Origin of the sequence: Kitasatospora herbaricolor (genome assembly GCF_030813695.1) — a bacterium.
Taxonomy (GTDB): domain Bacteria; phylum Actinomycetota; class Actinomycetes; order Streptomycetales; family Streptomycetaceae; genus Kitasatospora; species Kitasatospora herbaricolor.
The window spans coordinates 150536-176490 of record NZ_JAUSVA010000002.1 but is presented as its reverse complement, the minus strand read 5'-3'; the positions used below and the strand labels follow the sequence as shown (position 1 = coordinate 176490).

The 25955-nt window shown below is 72.9% G+C and carries 27 protein-coding genes; 12 read left to right on the top strand and 15 right to left on the bottom strand.

Going from position 1 to position 25955, the window contains the following annotated elements; translation table 11 throughout:
* Window positions 1-79 precede the first annotated feature (79 nt).
* The 3 genes from J2S46_RS01150 (at window position 80) to J2S46_RS01140 (ending at window position 3289) form a co-directional block, all read left to right on the top strand.
* Window positions 80-1048, top strand: a complete 969-nt coding sequence (locus tag J2S46_RS01150; RefSeq protein WP_191291878.1) for an AraC-like ligand-binding domain-containing protein — start codon at window positions 80-82, stop codon at window positions 1046-1048.
* 514 nt (window positions 1049-1562) lie between these two features.
* Entirely contained in the window at window positions 1563-2324 is a 762-nt protein-coding gene (locus J2S46_RS01145) for an MEDS domain-containing protein (protein WP_191291879.1), read from the top strand.
* The gene (locus J2S46_RS01140; protein ID WP_191291880.1) at window positions 2321-3289 is read left to right on the top strand and encodes an anti-sigma factor RsbA family regulatory protein; all 969 of its coding nucleotides are present in this window, start codon (window positions 2321-2323) and stop codon (window positions 3287-3289) included. The genes J2S46_RS01145 and J2S46_RS01140 overlap by 4 nt, the downstream gene beginning before the upstream one ends.
* A gap of 284 nt (window positions 3290-3573) precedes the next feature.
* On the opposite strand, the gene J2S46_RS01135 is transcribed toward J2S46_RS01140, so the two are convergent.
* Window positions 3574-5124 (bottom strand): MFS transporter, encoded by a 1551-nt coding sequence (locus J2S46_RS01135; RefSeq protein ID WP_370882157.1) that lies wholly within the window; start codon window positions 5122-5124, stop codon window positions 3574-3576.
* A 115-nt stretch (window positions 5125-5239) separates the two neighbouring features.
* On the opposite strand from J2S46_RS01135, the gene J2S46_RS01130 reads away from it, so the two are divergent.
* Window positions 5240-5728: a MarR family winged helix-turn-helix transcriptional regulator gene (locus J2S46_RS01130; protein WP_191291882.1), complete on the top strand. Its 489-nt coding sequence runs from the start codon at window positions 5240-5242 to the stop codon at window positions 5726-5728.
* Window positions 5729-6014: 286 nt separating this feature from the next.
* On the opposite strand, the gene J2S46_RS01125 is transcribed toward J2S46_RS01130, so the two are convergent.
* From J2S46_RS01125 to J2S46_RS01110, 4 genes are all read right to left on the bottom strand, one after another.
* A complete protein-coding gene (locus J2S46_RS01125) occupies window positions 6015-6365 on the bottom strand; it encodes a nuclear transport factor 2 family protein (RefSeq protein ID WP_191291883.1) in 351 nt (116 codons plus the stop codon).
* Window positions 6358-6969, bottom strand: coding sequence for a TetR/AcrR family transcriptional regulator (locus J2S46_RS01120; RefSeq protein ID WP_191291884.1), 612 nt, complete (start codon window positions 6967-6969; stop codon window positions 6358-6360). Before J2S46_RS01120 ends, J2S46_RS01125 begins: the two co-directional genes overlap by 8 nt.
* Window positions 6970-7519: 550 nt before the next feature.
* On the bottom strand, window positions 7520-9610 hold the full coding sequence (locus J2S46_RS01115) for a sigma-70 family RNA polymerase sigma factor (RefSeq protein ID WP_191291885.1): 2091 nt from the start codon (window positions 9608-9610) through the stop codon (window positions 7520-7522).
* A 207-nt stretch (window positions 9611-9817) separates the two neighbouring features.
* Entirely contained in the window at window positions 9818-10090 is a 273-nt protein-coding gene (locus tag J2S46_RS01110) for a hypothetical protein (RefSeq protein ID WP_191291886.1), read from the bottom strand.
* A 280-nt stretch (window positions 10091-10370) separates the two neighbouring features.
* On the opposite strand from J2S46_RS01110, the gene J2S46_RS01105 reads away from it, so the two are divergent.
* Complete coding sequence (locus J2S46_RS01105; RefSeq protein ID WP_191291887.1) at window positions 10371-10769, top strand: nuclear transport factor 2 family protein; 399 nt, start codon at window positions 10371-10373, stop codon at window positions 10767-10769.
* A gap of 93 nt (window positions 10770-10862) precedes the next feature.
* Here J2S46_RS01105 and J2S46_RS01100 read toward each other — a convergent pair whose 3' ends face one another.
* Window positions 10863-11513, bottom strand: coding sequence for a DUF305 domain-containing protein (locus J2S46_RS01100; RefSeq protein ID WP_191291888.1), 651 nt, complete (start codon window positions 11511-11513; stop codon window positions 10863-10865).
* An 86-nt stretch (window positions 11514-11599) separates the two neighbouring features.
* A complete protein-coding gene (locus J2S46_RS01095; RefSeq protein WP_268255712.1) occupies window positions 11600-12940 on the bottom strand; it encodes a DUF1996 domain-containing protein in 1341 nt (446 codons plus the stop codon).
* A gap of 267 nt (window positions 12941-13207) precedes the next feature.
* Here J2S46_RS01095 and J2S46_RS01090 point away from each other — a divergent pair, with 267 nt between their 5' ends.
* Window positions 13208-14011 carry an aminoglycoside 3'-phosphotransferase gene (locus J2S46_RS01090; RefSeq protein WP_191291889.1) on the top strand — a complete coding sequence of 268 codons (804 nt, stop codon included), beginning with the start codon at window positions 13208-13210 and terminating at the stop codon, window positions 14009-14011.
* 253 nt (window positions 14012-14264) lie between these two features.
* Complete coding sequence (locus J2S46_RS01085; protein ID WP_191291890.1) at window positions 14265-14441, top strand: hypothetical protein; 177 nt, start codon at window positions 14265-14267, stop codon at window positions 14439-14441.
* A 68-nt stretch (window positions 14442-14509) separates the two neighbouring features.
* Here the strand turns inward: J2S46_RS01085 and J2S46_RS01080 are convergent, their stop codons facing one another.
* The 6 genes from J2S46_RS01080 to nadC form a co-directional block, all read right to left on the bottom strand.
* A complete protein-coding gene (locus J2S46_RS01080; RefSeq protein WP_191291891.1) occupies window positions 14510-14920 on the bottom strand; it encodes a CPCC family cysteine-rich protein in 411 nt (136 codons plus the stop codon).
* Between the two features lie 138 nt (window positions 14921-15058).
* A complete protein-coding gene (locus J2S46_RS01075; RefSeq protein ID WP_191291892.1) occupies window positions 15059-15634 on the bottom strand; it encodes a DUF4262 domain-containing protein in 576 nt (191 codons plus the stop codon).
* Between the two features lie 243 nt (window positions 15635-15877).
* Window positions 15878-16150 carry an alpha/beta fold hydrolase gene (locus tag J2S46_RS01070; protein WP_191291893.1) on the bottom strand — a complete coding sequence of 91 codons (273 nt, stop codon included), beginning with the start codon at window positions 16148-16150 and terminating at the stop codon, window positions 15878-15880.
* Between the two features lie 56 nt (window positions 16151-16206).
* The gene (locus J2S46_RS01065; protein WP_191291894.1) at window positions 16207-16500 is read right to left on the bottom strand and encodes a DUF1330 domain-containing protein; all 294 of its coding nucleotides are present in this window, start codon (window positions 16498-16500) and stop codon (window positions 16207-16209) included.
* A gap of 104 nt (window positions 16501-16604) precedes the next feature.
* Window positions 16605-17462, bottom strand: coding sequence for a PhzF family phenazine biosynthesis protein (locus J2S46_RS01060; protein ID WP_191291895.1), 858 nt, complete (start codon window positions 17460-17462; stop codon window positions 16605-16607).
* On the bottom strand, window positions 17450-18343 hold the full coding sequence (gene nadC, locus J2S46_RS01055) for a carboxylating nicotinate-nucleotide diphosphorylase (RefSeq protein WP_191291896.1): 894 nt from the start codon (window positions 18341-18343) through the stop codon (window positions 17450-17452). The genes J2S46_RS01060 and nadC overlap by 13 nt, the downstream gene beginning before the upstream one ends.
* Before the next feature lie 58 nt (window positions 18344-18401).
* Between nadC and J2S46_RS01050 the strand changes: the two genes are divergently transcribed.
* Window positions 18402-19160 carry a winged helix-turn-helix transcriptional regulator gene (locus tag J2S46_RS01050; protein ID WP_307348231.1) on the top strand — a complete coding sequence of 253 codons (759 nt, stop codon included), beginning with the start codon at window positions 18402-18404 and terminating at the stop codon, window positions 19158-19160.
* Between the two features lie 367 nt (window positions 19161-19527).
* Here J2S46_RS01050 and J2S46_RS01045 read toward each other — a convergent pair whose 3' ends face one another.
* Window positions 19528-21129 carry an AMP-binding protein gene (locus J2S46_RS01045; RefSeq protein WP_307348229.1) on the bottom strand — a complete coding sequence of 534 codons (1602 nt, stop codon included), beginning with the start codon at window positions 21127-21129 and terminating at the stop codon, window positions 19528-19530.
* Window positions 21126-21953, bottom strand: a complete 828-nt coding sequence (locus J2S46_RS01040) for a p-hydroxycinnamoyl CoA hydratase/lyase (protein WP_307348227.1) — start codon at window positions 21951-21953, stop codon at window positions 21126-21128. The genes J2S46_RS01045 and J2S46_RS01040 overlap by 4 nt, the downstream gene beginning before the upstream one ends.
* 456 nt (window positions 21954-22409) lie before the next feature.
* Between J2S46_RS01040 and J2S46_RS01035 the strand changes: the two genes are divergently transcribed.
* The 4 genes from J2S46_RS01035 to J2S46_RS01020 all read left to right on the top strand — a co-directional run bounded on the left by J2S46_RS01035 (window position 22410) and on the right by J2S46_RS01020 (window position 25489).
* Entirely contained in the window at window positions 22410-23141 is a 732-nt protein-coding gene (locus tag J2S46_RS01035) for a hypothetical protein (protein WP_191294131.1), read from the top strand.
* Between the two features lie 10 nt (window positions 23142-23151).
* Window positions 23152-23406, top strand: a complete 255-nt coding sequence (locus J2S46_RS01030) for a hypothetical protein (RefSeq protein WP_229913346.1) — start codon at window positions 23152-23154, stop codon at window positions 23404-23406.
* A 239-nt stretch (window positions 23407-23645) separates the two neighbouring features.
* The gene (locus tag J2S46_RS01025) at window positions 23646-24623 is read left to right on the top strand and encodes a GlxA family transcriptional regulator (protein WP_191294132.1); all 978 of its coding nucleotides are present in this window, start codon (window positions 23646-23648) and stop codon (window positions 24621-24623) included.
* A gap of 107 nt (window positions 24624-24730) precedes the next feature.
* Window positions 24731-25489, top strand: a complete 759-nt coding sequence (locus tag J2S46_RS01020; protein WP_191294164.1) for an MBL fold metallo-hydrolase — start codon at window positions 24731-24733, stop codon at window positions 25487-25489.
* The last annotated feature ends 466 nt before the right edge of the window (window positions 25490-25955 follow it).

The window sequence follows — 25955 nt, the reverse complement described above, 5'->3', positions numbered from 1 at the left end:
GGCCCGGGCGCCCGGGCCGGCTGGCCGGCACGCCCTCGCGGCGATCACTGACGACCCGAACTCCCAGGGGGAATGCCGCATGATGCTTTCGCAGTCCTCGGCCGACGTGTCGCGAGAAGAACGGTTCGACTGGTTCGCGGACCTCGTCGGGCGCGCCATCTCGCCCACCGAGATCATCCACGACCGGCCGGGGGACTTCGCGGCGGATGCCTCCGTCCTCGACCTCGGGCCGGTGCAACTGTCGACCTTCTCGTACACGCCGCTGCGGTCGCGCCGCACCCCCGGTCTCATACGGTGGGGAGATCCGGAGCAGTACCACCTGGCCGTCGTGACCGGGAGCCCGATGTGGATCAGCCAGCAAGGCTCGGAATCGGGACTCGTCACCGGCGGCATGGTGCTGTGGGACACCTCCCGCCCCTACGAATCCGGAGCCAGGGATGACGGCGCCCCGGTGCGATCGACCATCCTGCAGATCCCCAAGGCGGACATCAGTCACACCCTGTCCAACAGGATCGACCGGTTGCTGGCCCGCCCGATGCCCGTGGATTCCGGCATCGGAGCGGTCCTCGCCCAGTACCTTTCGTCACTGGCCGCGCACGGTGACGAACTGGCGGCGGACGCCCACGGTCGCCTGGGGAGAATCGCCACGGACCTCTTCACCTCGCTCATGGCACAACACCTCGACACCGCAGCCCGTCTCCCGCCCGAGTTGCTGGCCGACACCCTGCGAGCGCGAATCACCCACTTCATCGACGAGAACCTCGGTGATCCGGATCTGACCCCGGGGGCCGTCGCCGCCCGGCACAACATCTCGCTGCGCCGCCTGCACCAGCTCTTCGAAGGCCGGAGCGAGAGCGTCGCCGCCACCATCCGTCATCGGCGGCTCGGCAGGTGCCACGCGGATCTGGCCGACCCCCGGCTCCGCCACCTGCCGGTGTACGCCCTCGCCGCCCGGTGGGGGTTCGCCAGCGCCGCCGCCTTCAACCGCAGCTTCCGCCACGCCTACGGCATCACCCCCACCCAGCTGCGCCGGCAGTCCGGAGCGTAGGACTGCGCGGCAGGCCAAGGATGTCTGCACGGAGGGTGAAACACCGCCGCGCCAATCCTCCTAGGCTCCCTCCGGGGGGCGGCCGAGGGTCTGCGCGGCGTCCCGGCGGGGGCGTTTCGCACCCCCGGCCGCCGCCCAGGACCACCGGCCCCCGACCAGCGGGAAGCACCCGGTGGAGCGGGGCACCGCTCAAGACAGCGGCGCCTTCCAGCGGGACTTCGCCGCCGGGGCCGACCGGTTCCGGTGGTCCACCGGTCCTGGCCGCCTGCGCGCCGCCGGTCCGACCGGCGGCGCTCCTCGCCCGGCCGACCGCACGCGGGAGATCCGCCCGTGCGCTCCGGCCGTCCCCCGAAGCCGGCCGCCGGATGCTCGGAACGCTGACCGGTTCACCCCCCCACCCGGCGCCACGAGGGCGGCCCGTGGCCCGGCCCGGTGCACGCGTGAGCGTAGGAACCGCATGATCGGGCACGAGTAGAGTGGGCCTGACGAGGGCGGGGCGAAAGAGGGAGCCGGGGTGAGGACAGCACGCGGTGTGGCGACGCTCGATCCGGTCGACGTCGGGGACCACATCTGCTGGATGGCCGGTCCGGGTGAGGACACGGCCGGGCCGGCGCGTGCCTTCGTTGCGGACGGCGAGCTGTTCGGCGACATGGTGCTGGTCCTCGGGGGTACCGGCGGGGCGCCGCGCGGCCCCGTGTCCTGGGACGCGCTGTTCAGAGAGGTCAGGCAGGGAACGGAGCGTGCCGCCCGGGAGGGGTTCCGTGCCCTGCGGGTGCTGGCGGACCTGAGCGGTCTCGCCGGCGCCGACACCCGCCCCGACGTCCTCGCCCGGTACGAACTGAGGCTGGACGCCCTGGCCGCCGACAGCGGCGCGATCCTCGTCTGCCGCTACACCCGGGCGGTGCTGACCCCGGAAGCCGTCGACCAGGTCGCCGGAGTACATCCGCAGCATCTGGGCAGAGGACCGGTCGGCCCGGCATTCCGGCTGTTCCATGCGTCCCGGGACAGGTGGAGTGTCAGCGGTGTCGTGGACACGGAGGGTGCCGAGACCTTCCGCACGGCGCTCGGCGAGCTGCTGAGGTCGGCACCGGTGTTGCACCTGGAATGCGGGGATCTGGAATTCATGGACAGTGCCGGGTTGACGGCCCTGGCGGGGGTGGCCCGCGGGTTGCCGGACCGCCGTATCGAACTCCACCATGCCAACGCGACCCTGAGTCGCAGTTGGTCGCTGCTCGGGTTCGAGCGCCCTGAGATCCCCGTGGAGTTGAAGCAGTGAACCACCCCGACACAGCTTCCGCTGCCGTTCCCGCGCCGGAGACGGGGCTGCGGCACATCCTCTTCCCCTACGCCGACGAGGAAGGTTTCCTGACCGGCACCGTCTCGTTCGTCGAGCACGCCCTGGGCGCGGGCGAGACGGTCGTGGTCGCGGTCTCGGGCCCGCGCGAGCAACTGCTGCGCGAAGCGCTCGCGGACGCCGGCAGCGCGGACGGGGTTGCCTTCCTGGACACCGGCGAGATCAGCAGCAACCCGGGGCGGCTGATCCCCGTCTGGCAGTCCTGGATGGAGAAGGTGGCCCGGTCGGGGCGACCGGTCCGCGCCATCAGCGAGAACCGGTGGTCCGGCCGTACCAGGGCCGAGAGCGCCGAGCTGCGGTACCACGAATGGCTGCTGAACCGGGCGTTCGCCGAGTCCCCGGTGTGGTGGCTGCTCTGCCCGTTCGACACCGGCGCCGTCTCCGACGGGACCCTGGAGGCGCTGCAAGGCTGTCATCCGCTGCTGCTCGGCCAGGACGGGCCGGTTCCGGTCGCCGGGTACGCCGAGGTGCCGTACGCGTTCGAGGCCCTCGGGGACCCCTGCGACCCGGACGAGGAGCTGGTCTTCTCGGCCGGCGCCCTCGCCGCGGTCCGTGAGCGGGTCACCCTCTGCGCCGCCCGGCACGGTCTGCCCGGCGACCGGCTGCGGGACCTGCTCGTCGCCGTCACCGAGGTCGCCGCCAACAGCATCAAGTACGCGGGCGGCGGGACGCTGCGCACCTGGGCCGAGGACGGCCGGGTCATCTGCGAGGTCCGCGACGGCGGGTTCATCGCGGACCCGATGGCCGGCCGGATCAGGCCGACGCTCGACCAGGTCGGCGGCCGCGGCCTCTGGCTCGTCCAGCAGATGTGCGACCTGGTCCAGATCCGGACCAGCGCGGAGAACGGCACCGTCATCCGTCTCACCATGGCCGTCGAAGGCGGCTGAGCACACGGCGCCGACCGGCAGTTCACCTTCCGGGCGGTGAATGCGGCCACCGCTGTCGCTTCCGCCGGCACGTGGACGACCGGACCGTACGGTCCGGTCGTCCACGACAACGGATCGAGCGCTGCGCACCCTGCCCGCCCTGCGGCAGCGGCTGACGGGCGCGCGGGGCGCGGCCAGGTGCGACCACCTGACGTCGGCCCGGCCCTGCGCGGTCCTCGACCGGCCGGGACCGGGCGCGCCCCGGGGCCGCCTGCTCAGCGTGGGCGGCCCCGGGGCGCGTGGGGTCACACGGCGGCCTGCTCCCGGTCGGCGGGGCTCGCGCCGCCGGTACCGTGCTGCTCGTCCTCGGGGCGTGCCCGGCGGGGCAGCAGGAGGGTGACGGCGAGGAACGCGACCAGCAGGCACCCCTGGACGGCGAGGGCGTGGTGGAAGGCACCGGTGAAGTCGGCGCTCTTGGCCCGGGCGAAGAAGACCGAGCCGAAGACCGCGACGCCGATCGAACCGCCGATGGACTGCACCGCGGACAGCACCCCGGAGGCCGAGCCGATCTCGTCGTCGTCCACCGCGGCGAGGACGAAGCCGAACAGGGCGGCGATCACCAGGCCCGCTCCGACTCCGGAGAGGGCCACACCCGCGGCGATGTCCCAGACCGAGAACGAGGCCGGGGAGCGGCCGTCGAGCTGGAACCAGAGCAGGGCGGCGCCGGCGAGCTGGACCAGCGGACCGATCTGCAGGACGGCCCGGCCGATCCGGTCCGCGAGGAAGGCACCGCTCAGGGCGCCGCCGACGGCCGTGCCCACCGCGAGCGGCAGGTTGCCCAGCCCCGCGTCGCCGGCGGTGAAGTGATGGCCGATCTGGAGATAGAGGGTGAGCACCAGCTGGGTGCCGACGAGCCCGGCGAAGAACAGGGCGATGCCGCCCAGCCCGACCGTGAAGGCGGGCTTGCGCAGCAGGCCCGGGCTCACCAGCGGGTCGCGACCGGCTGCGGACATCCGGCGCTGCCGGAGGGCGAACAGGGCGAAAGCGACGGCCGAGGCGGCCAGGCACAGCCAGGTCCACAGGGGCCAGCCGTCCTCCTGCCCCTGGTTCAGCGGCAGGACGAGGAGCGCGCACGCGGCCGCGACCAGCCCGGCGCCGAGGGTGTCGACGCTCACGCCGGGGTGGCCGGGCTTCTTCGGCACGAACCTGACGGCGATGATCAGGGCCGCGACCCCCACGGGCACGTTGACCAGGAACACCGACCGCCAGCCCAGGCCGAGGAAGTCGCCCTCGACGAGGAATCCGCCCAGGACCGGGCCGATGATGCCGCCGAGGCCGAGGACCGGGCCGAAGACCGCGAAGACCTTGGTGAGTTCCGGTCCCTGGAAGTTCTCCCGCAGCAGGCCCAGGCCCTGCGGCAGCAGGACCGCCCCTGCGGCGCCCTGCAGGAGCCGCAGCAGGATCAGGGTCTCGATGGTCGGGGCCAGCGCGCACAGCAGGGAGGTGGCGGTGAAGGCGGCCAGGCCGATCAGGAACATGCGTCGGCGCCCGTAGCGGTCGCCGAGCCGGCCGCCGAGGACGAGCCCGGCCCCCAGGGTGAGCGCGTATCCGCCGATCACCCACTGCAGGCCGACGGGGCCGGCGCCGAGCGACTCCTCCAGGGCGGGGCCGGCGACGTTCACGATCGAGGCGTCCAGGAGGTCCATGACCTCCGCGACGAGCATCGCCACCAGGATCAGCCAGCGCCACCGGTAGGGGCCCGCGGTCTCGCCGGGGGCGGTCGTTCCGCCGGGGCCGGAGCTCTCGCCGGGGCCGGCGGTCTCACGGGAGCTGGTGGTGGGGGACGGGTCTCGCACGCTTGATACCTCCATCATGAAGTAATTCCATGGTGAAGGTAAACTGGGGGCGGTAGGTTGTCAAAGCGGCCGCCGACGCGGACCGCGCGGCAGGCGAGAAAGGTGGCGGGCCTCCATGGCGGGACCGACCGGCGACGGTGTGGCGGCGCAGCGCGAGCGGCTGATCGAAGGACTGAGGATCTACGGCGGTCACTACGCCGAGCTCGGCCGACGCTTCGCCGCCTGGCTGGGCCTGCACTCGACCGACGCGACCGCGGTGCTGGAGATCGCCGCCGCGGAAGAACGCGGGACCCCGCTCTCGCCGGCGCGCCTGAGCGAGCGCATCGCCCTCTCCACGGGCGCCACCACCGCGCTCCTGAACCGCCTTGAAGGCGCCGGGCACATCACCCGCTCCCGCGAGCACCCGGACCGGCGCATCGTCACCCTGCGCAGCGGCGCGCACATCCAGGAACGCGCGGACGAGTTCTTCGGCCCGCTGGGTCACCGCCTGGACGCCGCGATGGCCGGCTACCCGCCGGAACTGCTCCAGCGCTTCGAGGCCTTCGTCGCCGATCTGAACGTGACGCTGGAGAGCCACCTCGCCGAGCAGGAGCCGGGTGGCTGACGAGCCGTGGTCGCCGCCGTCCCGGCCGCCCCGACGGGAGCGCCTGGCCCTGGCGAACCGAGAACCGCCGGCCCCCAGGGGCGGGGGTGACGGCGGAGACGGCACGAGGGTGTCCGTCCCGGTCGTCTCCGACCGGGACGGACACCCTCGTGACCGTGCTCCGTGTGTACGTGAACGGCGTGGATCCGCCGCGCTGCGCAACCGCAGGTCAGGCAGGCAGGCAGGCAGGCAGGCAGGCCGGCCGGGCCGGTGATCACCTGACGCTCACGGGTGCCGGCCCTGACTTCTAGGCCGGGAGGAAGAAGCCGGTGATCTCGGCGAGGCGTCCGTCCTCGTGGTGGCGGGCGCTGCTGATGCCGGCCGACGCGCTCGCGCCCCGGTCGTCGAGCTGGGTCCAGCGGGCGAGGGAGCGGTCGTGGTGCTCCAGCACCTCGTCGATGCGGAACCGGTGGCCGGGGAAGGCGCCGGCGAAGCCGGCCATGTAGGCGGCGAGGTCGGTCAGGCTGCCGACCTCGGTGCCGGGGTCGCGATAGGCGACCTCGTCCACCGCGACCGCGCCGAGGGCGGCGAGCCGGTCGGCGGGGTCGGCCGACCAGCAGGCGGCGTAGTCGGTCCAGAGCCGCTGGGTGTCACTCATGGTCGTCCTGCTTCCGTGGGGTCCTCAGAGAGCCGATCGACGCCATCGCGCCGTCGGTGACGCTGTGCAGTGTGGTGCGGGGGCGGCCGGCCCGGACGAGCACCAGCAGGCCCTGGTACAGCGCGAGCAGGTGGACGGCCGTGGTCGCGACATCGAGGTCGGGCGGCGTGTCGCCGCGGTGCCGGGCGCGGGTCAGCGCGTCGGCGAAGCCGTCCTCGATCGCCGCCAGGCCGTGCCGCACGCCGGCGGCGGCCTGGGGGAGGGCGAAGGACTCGACGGCGGTGTTGGTGAGCAGGCAGCCCGGGTCGGGCTCGGCGCCGGTCTCCACCGCCGAGGTGAAGAACGAGCGGATGCCGGCCAGTGGGTCCGCCGGCTCCAGCAGGTGGACCCGGACCCGGCCCCGCACCACCCGCTCGTTGTAGGCGTCGAGTGCGGCGTGGAAAAGCCCGTCCTTGTTCCCGAACGTCCGGTACAGGCTCCCGGGGTGCAGCCCGGTGGCCTCCTCGATGTCCCGCAGTGAGGCGCCCTGGTACCCCCGGTGGCGGAAGAGCCGCATGGCCGAGGCCAGCACCTCGTCCTGGTCCCAGAGCTGTTTGCGCCCCATCGCGTCCTCCGTAGTTGAACGATTGCTCACAAAAAATAGCACAGCTGAGCGATCGGCTTCACCGTGCGCAGGGGAGGGGTGAGGCGGGAGGGGTGAGGCAGCAGACCGGGGCCGTGGACAGGACGGCGCCGGTGGTTGGGCGACGTCCGCGCCCCTGGGCGTGCAGCGGGGTGCGCGCGGCGCCGGCGCACGGAGCGGGTCCGTTCGCGGCTGGCGCACCGGAGCGGTGAACCGCCGGACCGTCGACACCGGACCGGAGCCCGCCGCGTTCATGGCGGTACGGGCGCTCGGCCCGGCCCTCGCGGGTGCCGGGGAGCGGGCGCCGACCGCCGATCCGGCCGGGCGCCCGGCGGAGGGCGCGGCCCTGGTGGAACTGCTGACGAGCCACCAGGGCCCCGGCCGCCCGGCTCCGGACGCCGACGGCCCGCGCGAGCGGATCACCAGGGGCCGGCCCGCCCTGGCACTCCGACCACGGACGCGATCCCGCCGGCTCCGCGTGCCGGCGGCCTGCCCGGCCCGGGCACCCCGGACCGCCGCCGCGCGCCGGCGGTCAGCGCCCCGCGGCGGCGTAGGCGGAGCCGACCGCGTTCGGCGCGCCCCCGGGCTGGAACAGGCCCGTCGCCCCGGGCTCGGTGGCGGGCAGGGCGAACCAGGCGTACCGCTGGACGTAGGGCAGCCCCTGCAGCATCGCCGTCGACGCCTTGACGAAGGCCACCTGCTGATCGGCGGTCGGGAAGCTGGTGCCGCCGGCGAACTTGATCAGCGCGTACTCGGTCAGCCACACCGGCAGTTGGTACCGGTCGTGCACCGCCTGGAGGTAGCGCTGGAGCTGCCCGACGGCCTCGGTGGTCCGGAAGTCCGAGCCGTACCAGTGCAGGGCGATGAAGTCGACCCGGTACCCGCGGCTCCTGGCGCCCTGCATGAACTGGTCCAGCCAGCCGCCCGGATCGGCGCCGCCGTAGGCGACCGCCGGACTGCCGAGGCTGAGGCCGGTGGCCATCAGCTTCGGCCACAGGTCCAGGGCCTGCTGCGGCGTCAGGTTGGACTGCGCGGCGAGATCCGGCTCGTTGAAACCGAGCAGGGTACTGCTGCCCTGCTGGGTGGCCTTGGCCAGCGAGCCGTTGCCGACCGCCGCCGAGCCCCAGATCATCGGGACGAAGTCGACGCCGGCCGGCGCCGCGATGCCCGGGTGGTCGGGCCCCCAGGTGTAGTACCAGGAGGCTCCCGAACCCGTCAGCGCGGTGCCCACGCCGTCGAAGGCCCAGGTCGACACGCCCTTCTTGGCACCGCGGACCGGCTGGGCGGCGGGCGCCGGGGCGACGGCCGCCGTGGCGGCGGCGGACGGTGCCGGCTTGCCCGAGGGCGTCGCGGTGGGCCGCGCCGAGGTGGCGGCGGCGCTCGGTTCCGCGGAGGGGGAGGGGGACGGCTGCGCGGCGGCAACGGCCGGATCCGACGCGGCGGCCGACGGCGCGTCACCGGTGGGGGCCGGGGCGAGCGCCGGCGCGGAGACGGCGGCGGGACGGGGATCGGCGGCGCTCAGGCTCGCCGCCAGCACACCCAGCGCCGCCACGGCGGCCATCGCGCCCACCATCAGGCTCACGCTCTTCACCGTGGCGCGGCCGCGGCCGCCCGCGCGAAGGGCCCGGCGGCCGTGCCGGGCCGCCCGCCGTCCGACGCTCGGGCCCTTGCCCGCTCCGCCGCCGTGCGCCGGGTTCGCGCCGACACCCGCGCCCTGGTCCGCGCCCCCGCCCTGGTCCGCGCCCGCGCCCTGGTCCATGCCCGCGCCCTGGTCCGGCCCCGGCCCGTGCTCCGTGGGCGGGGTGCCGCCAGCCTCGCCGCTGCCCGTCAGCGGCAACGGCAGCGGGTGCGCGGTCGGTACCGGGACGAGTGCCAGCCCGGCCAGCAGACCCTCGGCGGGTATCAGCCCGCGCGCGCCCGCCGTGCACTGCGCGCAGTCCCGCGTGTGGCGGGCCAGCCGCTTGCGCCAGAGCGGCGAGGGGACTTCGTCCCAGGACTCGGCGAGCGCCGCCAGCTCCGGGCAGACCGGCCGGCGCTCCAGCGCCCGCACCAGCGAACGGGCGATGTCGAGCTGCTGCTTCATCCGCTGCACCCGCACCCCCGTGTGCGCCGGCGAGAGCCCGAGGGCCGCCGCCAGTTCGGCCCGCCCGAGCTGACCGGCGGCCTCCAGCCACCACAGCGCCAGCAGCTCCTGATCGGCCGCATCGAGCCAGCGGGTCGCCAGCGCCACCTCCCGGCGCTGGCCGGTGAGCCCCAGCCGCAGGATCGACAGGTCCACGAAGTCCGCCTGCGGATCGGCCTGCTCCGCCACCTCCTCCAGGGCGGCGGACGGCACCTCCTCCACCTGCGCGGCCCGGTACCAGCGCACCTGCCGGACGGTGACCGCGACCAGCCAGCTGCGGAAGGCGGAGGGATCGCGGAGCTGCGGCAGCCCGGCGACGACCCGGAGCAGGATCTCCTGCGACAGGTCGTCCACCTCCCCGGGCCGGCCCAGTGACCGTCCGACGATGTTGTAGACCAACGGCAGGCAGAACGCCGACAGCTCGTCCAGCGCCGCACCGTCGCCCCGCTGCGCCGCCGCGACCTTCGCCGCGGTGAGGCCGCCGTCCTCGAATGTGCTCATGGTGCCTCTCGCTCCTCGTCGCGGCGCACCGCCGGACGGACCGGAATGTACATCCCACAGTCGGAGTGCCGATCCGCGGTATGCCGATAACAGAAACCTGCATGGGTGGGGGTCGTCCCCGGGCATCCCACGGCGTCGCCGGTGCCCGGCGCGACCGCGGGCGTCCGGACGTCCGGACCGCACCCCTTCCTCCTCCTTCTCGGCCGGTCAGCCGAGCGCGTCCCAGAGCGCGACGGTGTGCGGCGCGTCGGGCTCGGTCTCCTCCCAGCGCTCCGCGAGGGCGAGCACTCGTTCCAGCGCCTCGCGCAGCAGGGCCTCCGCCGGCCCGACGGGAGGTTGGTTCGGGTAGGAGGTGAACGGCAGGGGCTGGGCCGCCCGGGGCGCCGGCGCCCCCGGCGGGGGTACCAGCCGCAGGGCGGGCGGCGGGGCGGACACGGTGTCGGGCGCCGGTGGGTGGCCGGGTCGGGGGGTGGTGCTCATGCCGGTCCTCCGGTCGGGCGTGGCTCGAACGTGCACATGGTGCCTCTCGCTCCCGGTCGCGGCGGCCCGCCGGGACGGGCCGCGGGGACGCACCGGAATGCACGTCCCACAGGAGGAGTCCGGACCTGGGGCGCGTCGATAACAGAAAATCAGCGAGGGTTTCCGCTCCTCTGCCGACGGCCCACGTCGTGCCGGGCGCCGGGCGCCGGCTTCTGGGGGCCGGGTGCCCGTTCCCGGCAACCGAACCTCGCCGTCGGCCCGGCGGTGTTACTGTCGCGCCATGTCCAAGACCGAGATCGACGCGGTGACCGCCGAGTTCTACGGCGCCTTCGACAACCGGGGCGGCAAGCCCGCCGACGTGGCCCGGATCCGCCGGCTGGTCGTCCCGGGCGGCGTGATCGTCAAGACCGGCCCCGATTTCACCGTCTACTCCGTGGACGAGTTCGTCGCACCGCGCGAAGCCCTGCTCGCCGACGGCCGGCTGGTCGAGTTCGCCGAGTGGGAGACCTCCGAGCGGACCGAGATCGTGGGCGACATCGCGTCCAGGTTCGGCGAGTACCGCAAGGCCGGGATCGCGGACGGCCGACCGTTCGAGGGCGGGGGGACGAAGACCATCCAGTTCGTCCGCACCCCGGAGGGCTGGCGGATCTCCGCCTTCGCCTGGTTCGACCGGCCCTGACGGGCATCCTGCCCTGATGCGTGCGGACCGCACCCGCCGACGACCCCGCCACCGCAGCACCGCCGAGGTGCTCGGCCGGCCGAGGGCCGCCGGTTACGGCGTCAGCCGGGCCAGTTCGGCGGCGCGGTTGCGGCGGACGTCGGCGGCCAGCTCGCGGGTGGCCGGCTCCCTGCCCGCCGCGCCCTCGGAGTCGGCGAGCCGGACCGACTGCTCCAGGTACTCGCGCAGGTAGCCGCCGACCAGGCGGTCGAAGGCCGCGCCGCTCTCCTGTTCCGCGGCGGCGTACTCGGCCGCGGTGGTCATGCCCGGCATGTCGTGGCCCTCGTGCGGGCGGGCCCGGTCGGCGCCGGCCCCCACCAGGAGCGCTTGCAGGCGGGCCAGTTCGGCACCGTCGGCGACGGCGACGGCCGTCGCCAGCTCGCGCAGGTCCGGTGAGGCTGCCCTGACGGTGGCCAACTGGGCCATTCGGACAGCCTGTTCGGTCATCGGAGCGGCCAGCTGCAGCCAGGCGAGGTCCGTAGGGTTGAACGCCGACCCCGGGGTCGAGGCGACGTCCGTTCCAGGGCCTCCGGTGCCGGCCGCCGCCCCGGGGCCCGCGCCCGCCGCACCTCCGGGGGCCTGGCGGGACACCGTCGCGGCCGCGGCGGGTGCCCGCTCCGCGCCGGCGCCGGGAACCGCGACGGCGGCGAGTGCGCCGCAGACGGCCAGCGAGGCCACCGCCGCGCCGACGAACGCTCTTCTCATCGGAGGCCCTTCCGGAAGGACGGCGGTGTCCCGGGCGGGAGGGCTGCGCCGTCCCGCCCGGGCCGGTGAAGGGTACTGCCGGGTCGTCACGGACGCCCGTCGGCCCCGCACTTCACGATCGGGTTGATGCAGTCGCGGACGCGCCGCTCCATCTCGGCGGCCGGCCAGACGTTGAAGAAGTCACCGTGCATCGTGTAGCCGGGCCCGGAGGCCAGCCGCAGCCGCGACGGGTCGCCGGTCACCGGGTAGCGCAGCACCTGGCGGAGCTTGGGCACCGGCACCGGGTGGGTGGCCGGGCAGGCTCCGCCCACGGGGTACGCCATGTGGCTCTTGTGGTCGGCCGAGTCGAGGTCCTTGCCGTTCCAGCACTGCGGGAAGTCCAGGTACGACTCCAGCATCGTGCCCGCCGGGCAGTTCACGAAGTTGTGGGACGGGTTGACCTCGCCGGCGTGCAGGCACGACCAGCGCGAGATGGTGTTGTCGTCCGGCCCGGTCGCCTTGGCGTTGCCGGCGACGATGCGCAGGCCCCGGGGCAGCGGCTGGGTGTTGGCGATGACGTCGTCCCGGACGCCCTCCCCGAGGTAGTAGAAGGTGGTTCCGGTCGGCTCGACCGGGACGTTGTCCGCGTACAGGGTGGGCACCCAGTAGGAGGAGACGTCGGTCACCGGGTTGCAGGTGCCGCCGGACGTTTCGAGCCGGCCGAGGTCGGAGAACGCGTCGGTGGCGTTGTTGCCGAAGAAGCTGTGCATGTGCGAGCCGCCGGGCAGGCCGGGCAGCACGATCGGATCGTCCGGCAGGCGGTGGCTGTAGGGGCACTCGGCGAGGAACTCCGCGACCCGGACCGCTCCGGGCGGCACCGCCTGCGTACCGACCGTGCCGAAGACCTGGAACTCCCAGAGCGAGACGCCCCAGGCGGTGGCCCGCGCGGTCGCGAAGACCCGGACGTACCGGCCGGTGGCCGAGAGGTCCAGGGTCTGCTGTCCGGCGGCGCCGGTGGCGTTGCGGACGGTGACCCAGTTGGTGCCGTCGGCCGAGACCTGGAGCTGGTAGCTGCTGGCGTACGCGGCCTCCCAGTTCAGGACGACGCGGTTGATCACGGCGTTGGCGCCGAGGTCGACCCGGATCCACTGGTTGTCGGCGGCCGCGCTGGACCAGCGGGTCCCGCCGTTGCCGTCGACGGCGAGCCCGGCCGGGTAGGCCGCGTTCTCGACCGAGGACGCGGTGACCGGCCGCCCCTGGGACAGCGGGGTGTCCACGGCCTGGGCCTGGCCGGTGGTGCCGGTGATCAGGGCTCCGGCGGTGACCAGGGCCGCGACGAGGCCGGTCAACCGCCGGCGCAGCCTGCCGGAGGCGGAGTGCGAGCGGGCGCGCGAAGGGGGTCGCGGAACCGGGGACCGGAGCGGCGACCGCAGGGTGAAGGACCTCATGGCTTCCAATCGGGTGGGGGAAGGAGCCGGAAAGGTGCGGTGAGGGTGCATGACGGGCGCTCGACGTCCATGGGGGGAGAGAGCGCTCTCCGAAGCTAGGATCCCCCGCAGGCACTGTCAAGGCATCTTGCTGGTCCTCCGTCAACGTACCAACCCCGGAACGCCGTTGGCGGCGGACTGGGGAGAGCGCTCCCGTCGAAGGCTGCCTGCCGGAGCGAGCAGAAACCGGCTTGCCCCCACCCCGGCGAGCGCTGCGACAATGGTCCGGTGATCCCGACGTTCTCCCAAGGTCCGATCGAAGTCCCCCGGATCGTCACCCAGTTCGCGGCCGGACGACCCGCGCTGCCGGTCTGGCGCAACGCCGTCGGCGGCCTGACCTTCCAGATCGGCGAAGGGGCCTCGCGACAGTTCCTCAAGTGGACACCGGCCGGCAGCGGGATCGACCTGCCGGCCGAGGTGGTGCGCCTGCGCTGGGCGGCCGCCCACACGGTCGTGCCCGAGGTCCTGGCCGAGGGCTCGGACGAATCGGGGGCCTGGACCATCACCGCCGGCCTGCCCGGCCGCACGGCGGTGGACGACCACTGGAAGCGCGACCCGGCCACCGCGGTGCGCGCGATCGGCGCCGGACTGCGGGCGTTGCACGACCGACTTCCGGTGGAGGAATGCCCGTTCGACTGGTCGGCCGGCCGACGACTGGCGGCTGTGCGGGCCAGGGCGGCCGCCGGCCGGATCGATCCCGCCGACTGGGACGAGAGCCTGCGCCCCCTCGGCACCGTGCAGCACGCTCTCGACGTGCTGGCCGACCCGCCGCCCGTCGACCGGCTCGTGGTCTGCCACGGGGACGCCTGCGCTCCCAACACCCTGGTCGGCGACGACGGCACCTGCGTCGGCCACGTCGACCTGGGCGCCCTCGGCCTCGCCGACCGCTGGGCCGACCTGGCCGTCGCCACCTGGAGCACGGAGTGGAACTACGGCCCGGGATGGGAAGGAGCGCTGCTCGACGCCTACGGCGTCGAGCCCGACCCGGAGCGGACGAGGTACTACCGGCTGCTCTGGGACCTGTCGGACTGAGACGGCCGTCCGGGTTGCTCCGGACTCGTCCTGCCCTGCCCCTCGTAAGGGGGCTCGTGTCACAGCCCGCCCTGCGCACCCGGTGCGCTCCTCAGCACGGCGCGGGTCTCCCCGGCGCGGGTCTCCCCGACCGGCAGGTGTACCTCGGCCACCGTCGCCGTCGGCGCCCCGGGGGTGTCGCCCGGCGCGCCCGGCAGTCCTTCGGCGACGGCCGGCGCGCCCTTCTCGTTGCGGCACCACCGCCGGGCCCCCCGTGCTGACCCGGCAGCCGAAGGACCAGCGTGACCGTCTCCTGGCCGTGCTTGCCGTGCTGGCCGACCTGGCCGAGGCCGAGCCGGAGCCGGGACAGCGCGAGCATCCGGAGGCGATTCCGTATGCCAGCGGTCTGGTCGAGGACCCCGAGGACCGAGACCCCCACGACCGCCGGTGACGCCCTTGGCCGATTCCGCCGGTGGCGCCCGTGGGCCGACCCTGCGGGCGCGACGGCCGTGGTTCGCCTCAGGAGGAAGGGCCGTCGTGCGGAGGACGCCAGAATCCCGGATCGCGGTAGCGCCACCAGTACAGGACGGTGCGGTCGTCGGGCCAGGCCGCGAGCTGCACGCCCCGGGGCTCGAAGCGGTCGCGCTCCGGATCGACGGGCCGCCAACTCCGGTCCCGCGGTTCGTTCTCCTCAGGTGCCCGGACCTGCCCGAGGAACTGTTCGTGACTGGCTCCGAACGCCACGAAGTTGCGCTGGGCCTCGATCAGGGAGGTCCGCGGATTCGCCCCGATCGCCTGGTCCGGCCACCGGAGCTGGACCGGGTCGTCCTCCCAGCAGCACACGGGGCAGATCTCGTACGATCCGGGAGGCCCCGCCATCGTCAGACGGCCACAGCACACGCACGGGTACTTCAGGTCCACGATCGCCATCCTGCCCCGGGCGGGCCCGTTCGCTCAACCCGCTCGCCGCGGAGCACCGAGACCGCGCACCGGGTGGCCTGCCGACGGGACGGGGAACGGCTCGGCGCGGCCGGTGGCATCTCCTCCGCCGGCGCCTGCGGCGAAGGCTCACTGCCAGGCGGCCTCCTCGGTCCAGACGCCCTGCGGGTGCCTGTCGACCGGCAGATGGAGAGCGGGTTGCGCGCGGCAGCCCGGACTGGCCCGCTCGTCGGCGGGCCAGCGGTGCTCCCGGTCGGGCCAGACCAGCTGGAGAAAGGGGACGGGAGTCCGCCGGTAGAAGCCGCCGGCCGTGCCGAACAGGGCGCGGAGCCAACTGTTGTCGACGGGTTCGATCCGGAGCCGATAGTCCTCGATGACACCGGGGAGGAGGGAGCCCGGCTCCCGGGGCGCCCCGTCGCGCAGCAGGGTCGCGGCATCACCGATCCAGTGCATCAGGCCGCGCACTTCCAGGCCGAACATGGCGATTTCGGGGATGCGGTGGGAATGCCACAGGCCGACGGTGAAGGCCCAGTCGGGGACGTCCCCGCCGCCACCCACGCCGACCACGTGCCAGCCGTACTCCTGGACGTGCGCCATCACCGAGCCCCACTGCTTCCTGCGTTGCCGCCGGGCCAGGAAGGTCGCGGAGGCGGCGGGGACGCAGAGGACGCACGGGCAGGGAGCGGTCGCGGTCAGGTCGGTCACCCGGGTATCCAAGCAGATCCGGGCCGATCTGCGGGCACGCCGACCAGCGGGGATCCACGACGGGCCGCGATCGCGGGTGCAGGGTCGCGGCGGCGCCGGTCCGGGCAGCTCCCGGCGGGGGTGAACCCGCTGACCCCGGCGACGACCGTTCCCGCTCCCACGGCCGCCGGGGCGTCGTTCTCCTGGCCCGCGCGCGGTGCGTCGTGCCGTCCGGATCGCCTGCCCCCGGGGCGGACCGGACGGTCAGGGCCGGCGGGCACAGATGGCGGTCAAGACGGCCAGGTCGGCCGCTGTGCGCACGGGGTCGTCCCAGTGGACGACGTGGCGGGCGCCCTCGTGGACCAGCAGGGTGGCGGGCGGGAAGGCGGCGGTCAGGCGTTCCTGGTCGGAGGGGGGGAGGAGCGGGTCGTGGTCGCCCCGGATCACCAGGACCGGAGCGGTGACCCGGTCGAGGCGTTCGGGCGACGGTTCGTCGAGCAGGCCGTGGAAGGTGTCGCGCCACACCCGGGCGGGCACGAGCCGGGGTGATCCCCGCAGCAGGTGTCGCGTCCCTCCCCGACGGGCCTCGATCGTCAGTCGAGGCCTTCGATGATGCGGAAGTCGCGCTCGACGCCGTCAGCGAGTACGGCCAGCGCCTCCTGGTAGGCCGCACTCGCGCGCGCGGCGACCGCCTGTTCGAAGCTGTCGAACTCGATCAGGATGGTGCGCTCGGCGATTCCGGCGTCGTGTGCGACGACCCGGCTGCCGCGGGCGAGCAGCCGCCCGCCCGCGGCCCTGACGGCCGGACCGGCCAGCTTGTCGTAGGCGGCAAGCCTCTCAGGGGCGGCGATGGTGCGGTAGACGCTGACCCAGTAGCCCTTGGCCACGGTACCTCCTGTGTGCGGAATTGATGATCGGAAAGCATGCTCGGATCCATGGCCGGCGCGCTGCGGGGCAGCGAGCCGACCAAGACGCCTTGAGCGCGCAGGCCTCAGCGCATGACCGTGCGCACGATCGCTGCCTGGCCGCCGACCCGGATCCGGTGCCCCGCGCGGCCGCGGTGGACGGTCGCTGTGATGGTGGACGGGTTGCCGAGGTGGTCACCCATGTCGACAGCGAGGCGGCGTGTGCCGGAGCCGGCAAGGTGCGCTGCCAGGCAGGCCGTGCTGTTGGCGTTGGCGATGTCCTCGGGGACGCCGATCGACGGGGAGAACATCCGGGCCGCTGCTCGGCCGTGCCGGTCCGGGGGCGAGTAGGCGTAGCAGCCCAGCAGACCGTGGCGGTCACATGCTGCGCGCAACAGGGTGAAGTCCGGCGTGAGTTCGGCCAGTGCGGCGCGGGATCGGACGGGCAGCAGAAGCCTCGGCCGTCCGTTGGACGCCACGCACGCTTCGCCGGCGACCGCGTCCCGCGTCAGTCCGAGGCTGCCTGCGACTGCCCTCAGTTCGGGTCCACCGGCGCTACGCAGGCTGACCGGGCCCGGGTCGAACGACGCCGTCAGGCCGTCACCGCTCCGGCTTGCCCGACAGTCGAAGCTGCGGTGGGCCGTGCGCAGGACGCCGCGGTAGTCGTGGTCGCTGCCTTCCCGCTCGGCCAGCACGGCGAGGGCGGCGACGGTGCCGTGGCCGCAGGCGGGCAGTTCGTCCTGGGCGGTGAAGAACCGCAGGGTGTACGCGGGCCGACGACGCTCGATTCCGGTCGCGCGGAGGAAGACGGCGTGCGATGTTCCCAACTCCCCGGGAATGCGGCATCGCTCCTCGTCGGTGAACGGCGCGTCATCCAGAACGGCGGTCGGGCTGCCACCCGCGCCGTCTCGCTGACACGCGTCGACGACCGCTACCTCCGGCATGGCACCGGGCCGGTGGTCAGCAGCATGGTCAGATCCAGTGCGGGCGCGCTGTGCGTCAACGCCCCGACCGAGATGAGGTCGACGCCCGTCCCGGCGATGGCGAGAACCGTGTCCAGGCGGATGGTGCCCGAGGCCTCCAGCAGGATCCGGGAGGCGTCGGGCCGCCCGGCCCGGAGCTTCACGACCTGCTCGATGTCGGCCACCGGCATGTTGTCGAGCATGATCCAGCGGGCTCCGGCGTCGAGGGCCTCGACGGCCTGTGCGACGGTCTGCACCTCTACATCGCTCTCCACGGTCTGCCCGGTGTGCGCCATCCCGCGCCCGACCGCCTCGATCGCGGCGGTCACCCCGCCCGCCGCGGCGATGTGGTTCTCCTTGAGCAGGACCATCGCCGCGAGATCGAGGCGGTGGTTGTGGCCGCCGCCGGCGGTGACCGCGTACTTGTCCAGGGCGCGCAGGCCCGGCGCCGTCTTGCGCGTGTCCAGGATGCGCGCCCTGGTCCCTTCCACAGCCCGGACGTAGCGGTCGGTGAGCGTCGCGATGCCGCACATGCGCTGCAGGAAGTTCAGCGCCGTGCGCTCCCCGGTGATCAGGCTGCGCGCCGAACCGGACAGGTGCACCAGGACCTGGCCGTCGGCCACTCGGGCGCCGTCGGCGACGGCCGGCTCGACCTTGACCTCAGGGTCGACCTGCGCGAAGACCTCGGCGACCACGGGGAGGCCGGCGGCGATGCCGCTCTGCCGGGTGCGGATCTCGGCCGTGGCCACCAGGTCCTCGGCAACGCTCCACACGGTGGTGATGTCCTTCCCTGACTCGTCCTCGACCAGGGCGGCAGCGGCTGCGGCCCGTGCTGCCGCCGAGGGAAACGCGGTCGTGGTCATCTGGTCTCCAGCTCTGAGTGGACGTCGGCTCCGTCGCGGCACGTGCTGACGAGGCGTCATGGGAGTTCCGCCCGTCGGGTTTTCAGGACATGGTGGAGCCTGTACTCGCACTCCCGCGTGCCGGTCACCCGCCCCCTCCGGCCGCGAACAGGTTCCTGGTGCGCCGTCCGTGCGACTCGGCGCCGACCACGAAACCGGGGCACCATGCGACGCGCTTGTACCGGCCCTCCCCGCCGGTCCCGCCTCCGTCGACTCGGGCTTTCAGGGACTCCTCCCGCCCGGATCGTCGGAGCAGGCGCCGCAACAGCCGCGTTCGCTTCGATTTCCGAAGCGGATATCCATGCTAGCGTGTCGGAATTCGAAGCGTCAACCCTGGAGAGCTGGACATCGCGACATGGCAACACCCACACCTGGCAGTCCTGTTCGCGGCTCGACCACCGGCCGCCCCCTCATGGCCGCACTCGATCTGTTCGGGCGGCGGTGGAGTCTGCGCATCCTGTGGGAGCTTCACGCGGGTCCGCTTGGATTCCGCCCCTTGCAGAAGCAGTGCGACGACATGTCCTCCAGCGTGATGCGGCAGCGCCTGACCGAGCTGCTGGATGCCCGGGTGATCCACCAACTGCCGGACAGCCGCTACGAGCTCACCCCGCTGGGACAGGAGGCGCGCCACGCCCTGAACCCCCTCGCCCAATGGGCGGAGCACTGGGCGGCCACGATGGACCCGCAAGGGGCGGACCACGCCGACGACCGGTCCGCCGGCCGCGTCCCGGACCCGGACACCGCGGGCGACGGTGCGAAGAGGGACTCCTCGGACTGACGCCCCGATCGGACTGACGCCCCGACCCCGGAGCGGTGGGGGCGGGGGACCGCCGCATCGCGGGGTCGCTGCTGGTCGTCGGAGGCGGACCGGACGTGGTGCCGGGCTGCGCCAACGGTGAACGGCCGGCTCGGGAGGTGGCGCGGGGGAGTACCTGCTCGTGCCGCACGGTGGCCCCTGCTCGGCATGCCCGCGCGGCCTTGCCCCCGTCACCGCCGACCTGCCGGCGAGCACCTCGGACGGCCGTAGCCCGTCGGGCGCAGGTCCGGCAGCAGCCGGGCGCCGCCCCCGTGGGGCGGGACGGCCCGCCCGGGGCCGTCCGGTGGGGCAGGGGGTTGCGGCTCACGGGTCCCCTGGGTCACTGGAGTTACCGGGTTGCGCGTTCGCGTTCCTTGAGGCTGCGGCGTTCGGTCTTGCCGACGGGGGTGCGGGGGATGGCGTCGATGAACTCCACCCGCCGGATCTTCTTGTACGGTGCGACGCGTTCGGCGACGAAGGTCATGATCTCCTGGGCGGTGGCCGGTTCCCGCAGGACGACGAAGGCCTTCGGGATCTCGCTGGCCTCCTCGTCGGGCACCCCGATCACCGCCGCGTCCGCGACGTTCGGATGCGTCATCAGGACCGCCTCCAGCTCGACCGGGGACACCTGCTGGCCCTTGTACTTGATCAGTTCCTTGATCCGGTCCACCAGGAACAGTTCCCCGTCCGCGTCGACCTTCCCCAGGTCGCCGGTGTGCAGGAACCCGTCCCCCTCCAGCACCTCGCCGGTGGCCCGCGGCGCGTCCAAGTAGCCCTTCATCACGTGCGGGCCCCGCACCAGGACCTCACCCTCCAGCCCCGGCCCCAACGCTTCACCCGTCGTGGTGTCCACGATCTTGAACTCGATGTTCGTCGTCGCCCGTCCCACCGACCCCGCAGGCGAACCCTCCACCTGCATGAACGACACCAACCCCTCGGTCAGCCCGTACCCCTGCGCGACCCGGCACCCCAACCGCTCCTCGCACAGACGCGCGATCTCCGGGTCCAACGCCGCCCCGCCCGAGATCACGGTCCGCACCGACGACAGGTCGAAGCGCTCCACCAGCGGACTGCGCGCCAGCAGCACCGCGATCGTCGGCACCACGTACAGACGCGTGATCCGATGCTCCTGGATCGCCTGCAGATACCCCTGCGGATCGAAACGCGGCATCGTCACCACCGTCGCGCCCTGACGCAGACTCGCGTTCAACACCATGATCAACCCGAACGCGTGATGGAACGGCGCCACCGCCAGCACCCGCTCCCCCTCCTCCAACGGCGCCCCACCGTTGGTCTGCAACACGTTCGCACTCATGTTGCGATGCGTCAGCATCACCCCCTTCGGACGCCCCGTACTCCCCGAGGAGTGCAACAACGCCACCACGTCCGACCCCGCGTCCACCCCCACCACCGACACCCCACCCGCACCCCCGACCGGCACCCGGTCCGGCACCCGGTCCGGCGCCAGGTCCGCTGCCGGATCGAGGAGTTCCGAGAACGGCGTGGTACCGGGCGCCTGCCCGAACACCACCACCTCCCGGACCTCGGTGCCCGCCACCAACTCCGACGCCCTGGACGCCTGTTCCTCGGTCGTCACCAGCAGCACCGCACCCGACCCGCCCAGATGCCCCACCAGGTCCGCCGTCGTGTCCAACGGGTTCAGCACCACCACCGTGGCACCCAACGACGCCGCCGCGTGGAAGACCACCGGGAACTGCGGCACGTTCGGCGCCAGCAACGCCAGCACGTCCCCCCGGCCCAGACCCCGCCCCCCGAGGGCGCCCGCCACCCTCTCCACCCCGGCGACCAACTCCCCGTACGTGAAGGAGTTCTCCCCCGCCACGTCCACCAGCGCCACCCGGTCCGCGTGACCGCCCGCCTCACCCAGCACGAACGTCGTGAACGCCACATCGGGAACCGGCGTCGGCGCATGCGGCCCCGTGAAGATCATGACGCCGCGTCCCCACGACGGTAGGTGCTCAGACCCGGCTGGAAACTACGCTTCTCGAACTGCTTCAACGCCACGTTGATCCACTCGTTGCCCGTCAGACGCGACAACTCCCACAACTTCGCCTGGTCGTAGTCGATCGCCGCCGGCAGATCCGAGGCCCGGTTGTGCTCGTACACCTGCTTCGCCAACTCCAGCGTCACCGGGTTCTTCTTCACCAGCTTCGCCACGATCCGGTCCGTCTCCGCGTCCAGCTCACCCGCCGGCACCGCCCGGTTCACCAACCCGAACTCCTGCGCCTGCGCACCCGTGAACGTGTCCCCCGTCAAAATGTAGTACAACGCCTGCTTGCGCGGCAGATTGTTCGCCGCCGCCCACGACGCCCCACCCGCCGGGAAGATCCCGAAGTTGATCTCCGACAACCCGAACAGGACATCCTCCGACGCCACCGCCAGATCACAGATCCCCGTCACCAGCACCCCGCCACCGAAAGCGAACCCGTTCACCTTCGCCACCGTCACCGCCGGAAACGCCTTCAACCGCTGGAACCACCGCAACGCCACCAGATTCGTCCGGTAGAACAACATCGGATCCTCGTAAGGACGCAGGAAACACTCCTCCAGATCCATCCCCGCACTGAAACTGTCACCGTTCCCGGTGACCACCACCACCTTCACACCCCCCACCGTCTCGATCTCGTCCAACGCCGCATTCATGTCCGCATGCATCTGCGGATTCATCGCGTTCTTCTTCTCCGGACGATCCAACGAGATCGTCGCCACCGGCCCCTCGATCTCCAACTGCACCGTCTCAAGCTTGACCACCACAACGCCACCCAACCCTTCCGCACCGAAACGAACCCGACCGGACAACCCGACCGGACAACCCCACAACGAAACCCCGGACCGCCACCCACAACACACAGCAACCGACACCCGGAGACCGACCCCACGAGCATCACAGCACCCCAAACCACACCGCTTCTCCCAACGTGCCCAAGCCCCCGACCGCACCACCAGCAGCAACGGGTGGCCCGTGTGCGATCCTCGCGCCGGAGTCGATTTCCTGACGGTTGTCCAATAACCCTTGATAAAGGCACTATTGCCGGTGGAGCGGGTATGGGCGAAGGGCGGGACGACGGGAATCGCCCGTACCTGGCGGCACCTGCCGGAGGACCACCCGCTGTGGCCCACCACCTTCGAGCGGCCTACGACACGCCGCCAACAGGGCAGGGGCGTCCGAAAGTCCCGGTGTTCTTGGTCGGGTAGCGCTTCAGTGCGCGGATGAGCCGTCGAGTCGGGGAGCTGAGCGAGGTGCGTAGCCGGCGGCTCAACCAGCGCTCGGACACCCGTCCCGCCCGGATCCTTGCGAAGATTCTCTGCATGACCTTGTTTCCTGCTGACCGCGACTCCTCTGGCTCCTCCTTCGCCGAGGTCGGCGATCCCGTCCTGGCCGTCGCGGACAAGCGGCGACGCATGGTCGCGGTGGCCGGCGCGCACGAGTATGACGAGGCCAAGACCGTAGGCGTCTTCCACGTCACCGACCGCGCCCGCCGCCGTTGGCTCCTGAGCTCGCAGTACCCCGTGAACGCGATGGCCTTCCATCCCACTCTTCCCTTGCTGACCGTGGGATCCGGCGAGTACGACGGCGGCTACCACTTCGAGGGGGAGCTCCTGCTTGTGAACCTGGAGACCGGTACCACCCTGTCGCTCATCGAACACCACCTCGGCCGCCAGATCCTTGGCCTGGAATGGTTGAACCACCAGGACCTCCGCGTTCTGATGGCGCCACCGGACGACTGGAAGGACCGCAAGGCCCACGTGGAAGGACACGTCGCCGTGGTGCACCGCGCCGACTGGACCGTGGTCGGAGCCAAGTCGCTCACCGGCCGGGACCTGGCCGGCCCCCGCGTGCCGGTGCCCCGCCCTGACCACCGCGAGGCCGCCCGGCAGGCGGTCGCCCGTCTGGTGTCGCCGCGGACGCGCCGACACCACAGCAACGGGACACACGCATGAGGACCTGGATTTGAGGCAGAGCGAGACACGGCTCGGCCAGCTCGCCCGGTCACAGTGGCCCATCGCCAACCGGCTGAATTTCGTCCGCGACACAACCTTCGCCGAAGACACCTCGAAGATCCGCACCGGGCGCGGCCCCGGGAACATGGCAACCCGGCGCGACCTGGCGATCAAGACCTTCCGTCGGCACGGACACCGCAACATCGCTGCCGGCCTCCGCCACGTCTCCTACGACCCCTTCAACCGGCCGCTCGACCTCGAGTAGCACCCCCCTCCACGTACGGAACGCCTCCAGTACGCCGTGCTCGCGGCGGGCGGCTCGACGGAACCGCGCCGGAAGTGCTCCCGTCCGCCCGGCTGGGCCTGGCCGCCGGGCGGACCGCCCGGCGGCCGTCGGTGGTCGTCCGATGGGCGTCCTGTGGTCGTCCGGTGGCCGTCCCCATGGCCGGATCTGCGATGACCTCGTCATTGCGGCCACCTCCGGCCCAGCGGCATGATCAAGGCATGCCCCAGTCGCCCCACCGAGTCGTCGTCGCCGCCTTCCCAGGCGTCGAACTCCTCGATGTCACCGGACCGGCTGAGGTGTTCTCGGTCGCCACCCGTGTCGCCGGACCCGACCGGCCCGGCTACGTCGTGCAGATCGCCACCGCCGACGGCGCACCGGTCCCGACCTCAAGCGGTGTGCGCCTGATGGCCGACCTCACCCTCGGGGCGGTGGACGGCCGGGTGGACACCCTGCTCGTGGCGGGCGCGATCGACCTGGTCGGCGACACGGTGGAGCCGGTGATCGACCGGGAAGTCACCGCCTGGCTCCGCACGGTGGCGCCCCGGGCAGGCCGGGTCGGGTCGATCTGCGCGGGTGCGCACCTGCTGGCCGCGGCAGGGCTGCTCGACGGCCGGCCCGCCACGACCCACTGGCTCACCGCGGCCCGCTTGGCGGCCGAGCACCCGGACGTCGCGGTCGACCCCGATCCGATCTTCATCCGCTCCGGGCGCGTATGGACCTGCGCCGGCGTCACCTCGGGGATGGACATGGCGCTCGCGATGGTCGCCGAGGACCACGGTCAGGCGCTCGCGCTCGGCACCGCCCGGATGATGGTCATGTACGTCAAACGCTCCGGCGGGCAGAGCCAGTTCAGCGTGCCGCTCTCGGTCCAGAGCGCCGGCGGTGACCGCATCGACGACCTACGGGTGTGGATCGCCGAGCACCTCACCGAGGACCTCTCGGCCGAAACCCTCGCCGCCAGGCTGCACCTGAGCGTGCGCCACTTCTCCCGCCTGTTCCGCCGACGTACCGCCACCACACCGGCCGCCTACGTCGAGTCCGCCCGCCTGGAGTCCGCCCGCCGACTGCTGGAGGAGACCGACCTCGGCCTCCCGGAGATCGCGGCCGCCAGCGGCCTGGGCTCCGTGGACACGCTGCACCGCTCATTCCAGCGACGTCTGGGCACCACCCCGGCCGAGTACCGCCGCCGCTTCTGACCGCCCAGGCGGCCCCGCGTCACACCGCCTGCCAACCCACCGCCGCCCGGCGTTCCCCAGCCATGCCCGCACGAGCCGAAGCCACCACCCACACCCTGGAGCCCGCCATGTCCCGTACGAAGGTCGTCCCCATCCCGGTCCTGGGCCGGCACGCCGTCAACGCCTACCTGCTGCTCGGCCGCCGGCCCGTCATCGTCGACGCCGGGACTCCCGGCAGCGGCCGGAAGATCTACGAGCAGATCGCCGCACACGGCGTCGACCCCTCCGAGATCTCGCTGATCGTCCTCACCCACGGCCACATCGACCACTTCGGCTCCGCCGCAGAACTGCACCGCCTCACCGGCGCACCCGTCGCCGGCCACGTCGCCGACCTCGGTCCCTACCGCAGCGGCCGGGTCCGCGAACCGTACCTGCCCACCGGCCCGATGGGCCGGCTGATGGACCGCAACAAGAACCTGCACGTCCGGGCCGAACCGGTCGAACCCGGCGTACTGATCAGCGGCGAGACGAGCCTGGAGGACTTCGGGATCGCCGGCCGCATCATGCCCACCCCCGGGCACACCGCCGGAGCCGTCTCCGTCCTCACCGACGAGGGCGACCTCGTCGCGGGCGACCTCATCGCCAACTCCTTCATGGGCCTGATCCCCGGCAAACCGGCCAACCCGCCCTTCCACGACGACCCCCGCCAGAACCTCGCCAGCCTGCGCGCGATGCTCGCCCTGGGCCCCACCGCACTGCACGTCGGCCACGGCACCGCGCTGGACCCCGCCCGGGTACGACGCTGGGCGGAGCGCGAGCACGAGCGCCTGGCCAGGCTGGAGTCCGCCGGCCGCCTCCCCCTCCGAGAGGAGGAACCGTCCCGATGATCCCGGCGAGGCAGCGGCGCCCCGCCGGCAGCTGCTGTCACGCGAGGACGACGACGGTGGCGGAGGCGCCGACGGCGCTGGCGTTGCCGCCGGTACGGATCGACTGGCGCCGCTGCCCGTCCGGCCTGCCGGCCCACCGAGTCGTGCCTGGTCGACCAGCCTGTCACCGGTCACCTCCTCGGCCGCCCATGGCGCCGATACCTGGACCACGCCGAGGCTGGGACGCTCCGGCGGCACCTGGTCATCGCCGCCTTCGTCGTCTGCCGCTCCCTGACCGGAGCCCGACCGCAGGAGAGACCTCCCCCGCGTCGTCGAGGACGGCGAGGACGAGACCGAGGAGGACGGGCCGCACTGGCCTTTCCGGTCTTGCGTTCGGTGCGGCGGCGCTCGATCTGGACGGCCTGGCGGGCGCCGGGGAACAGCAGGTTGCTCGCGTTGGCGACCTTGATCCGACGGATCTCGCACG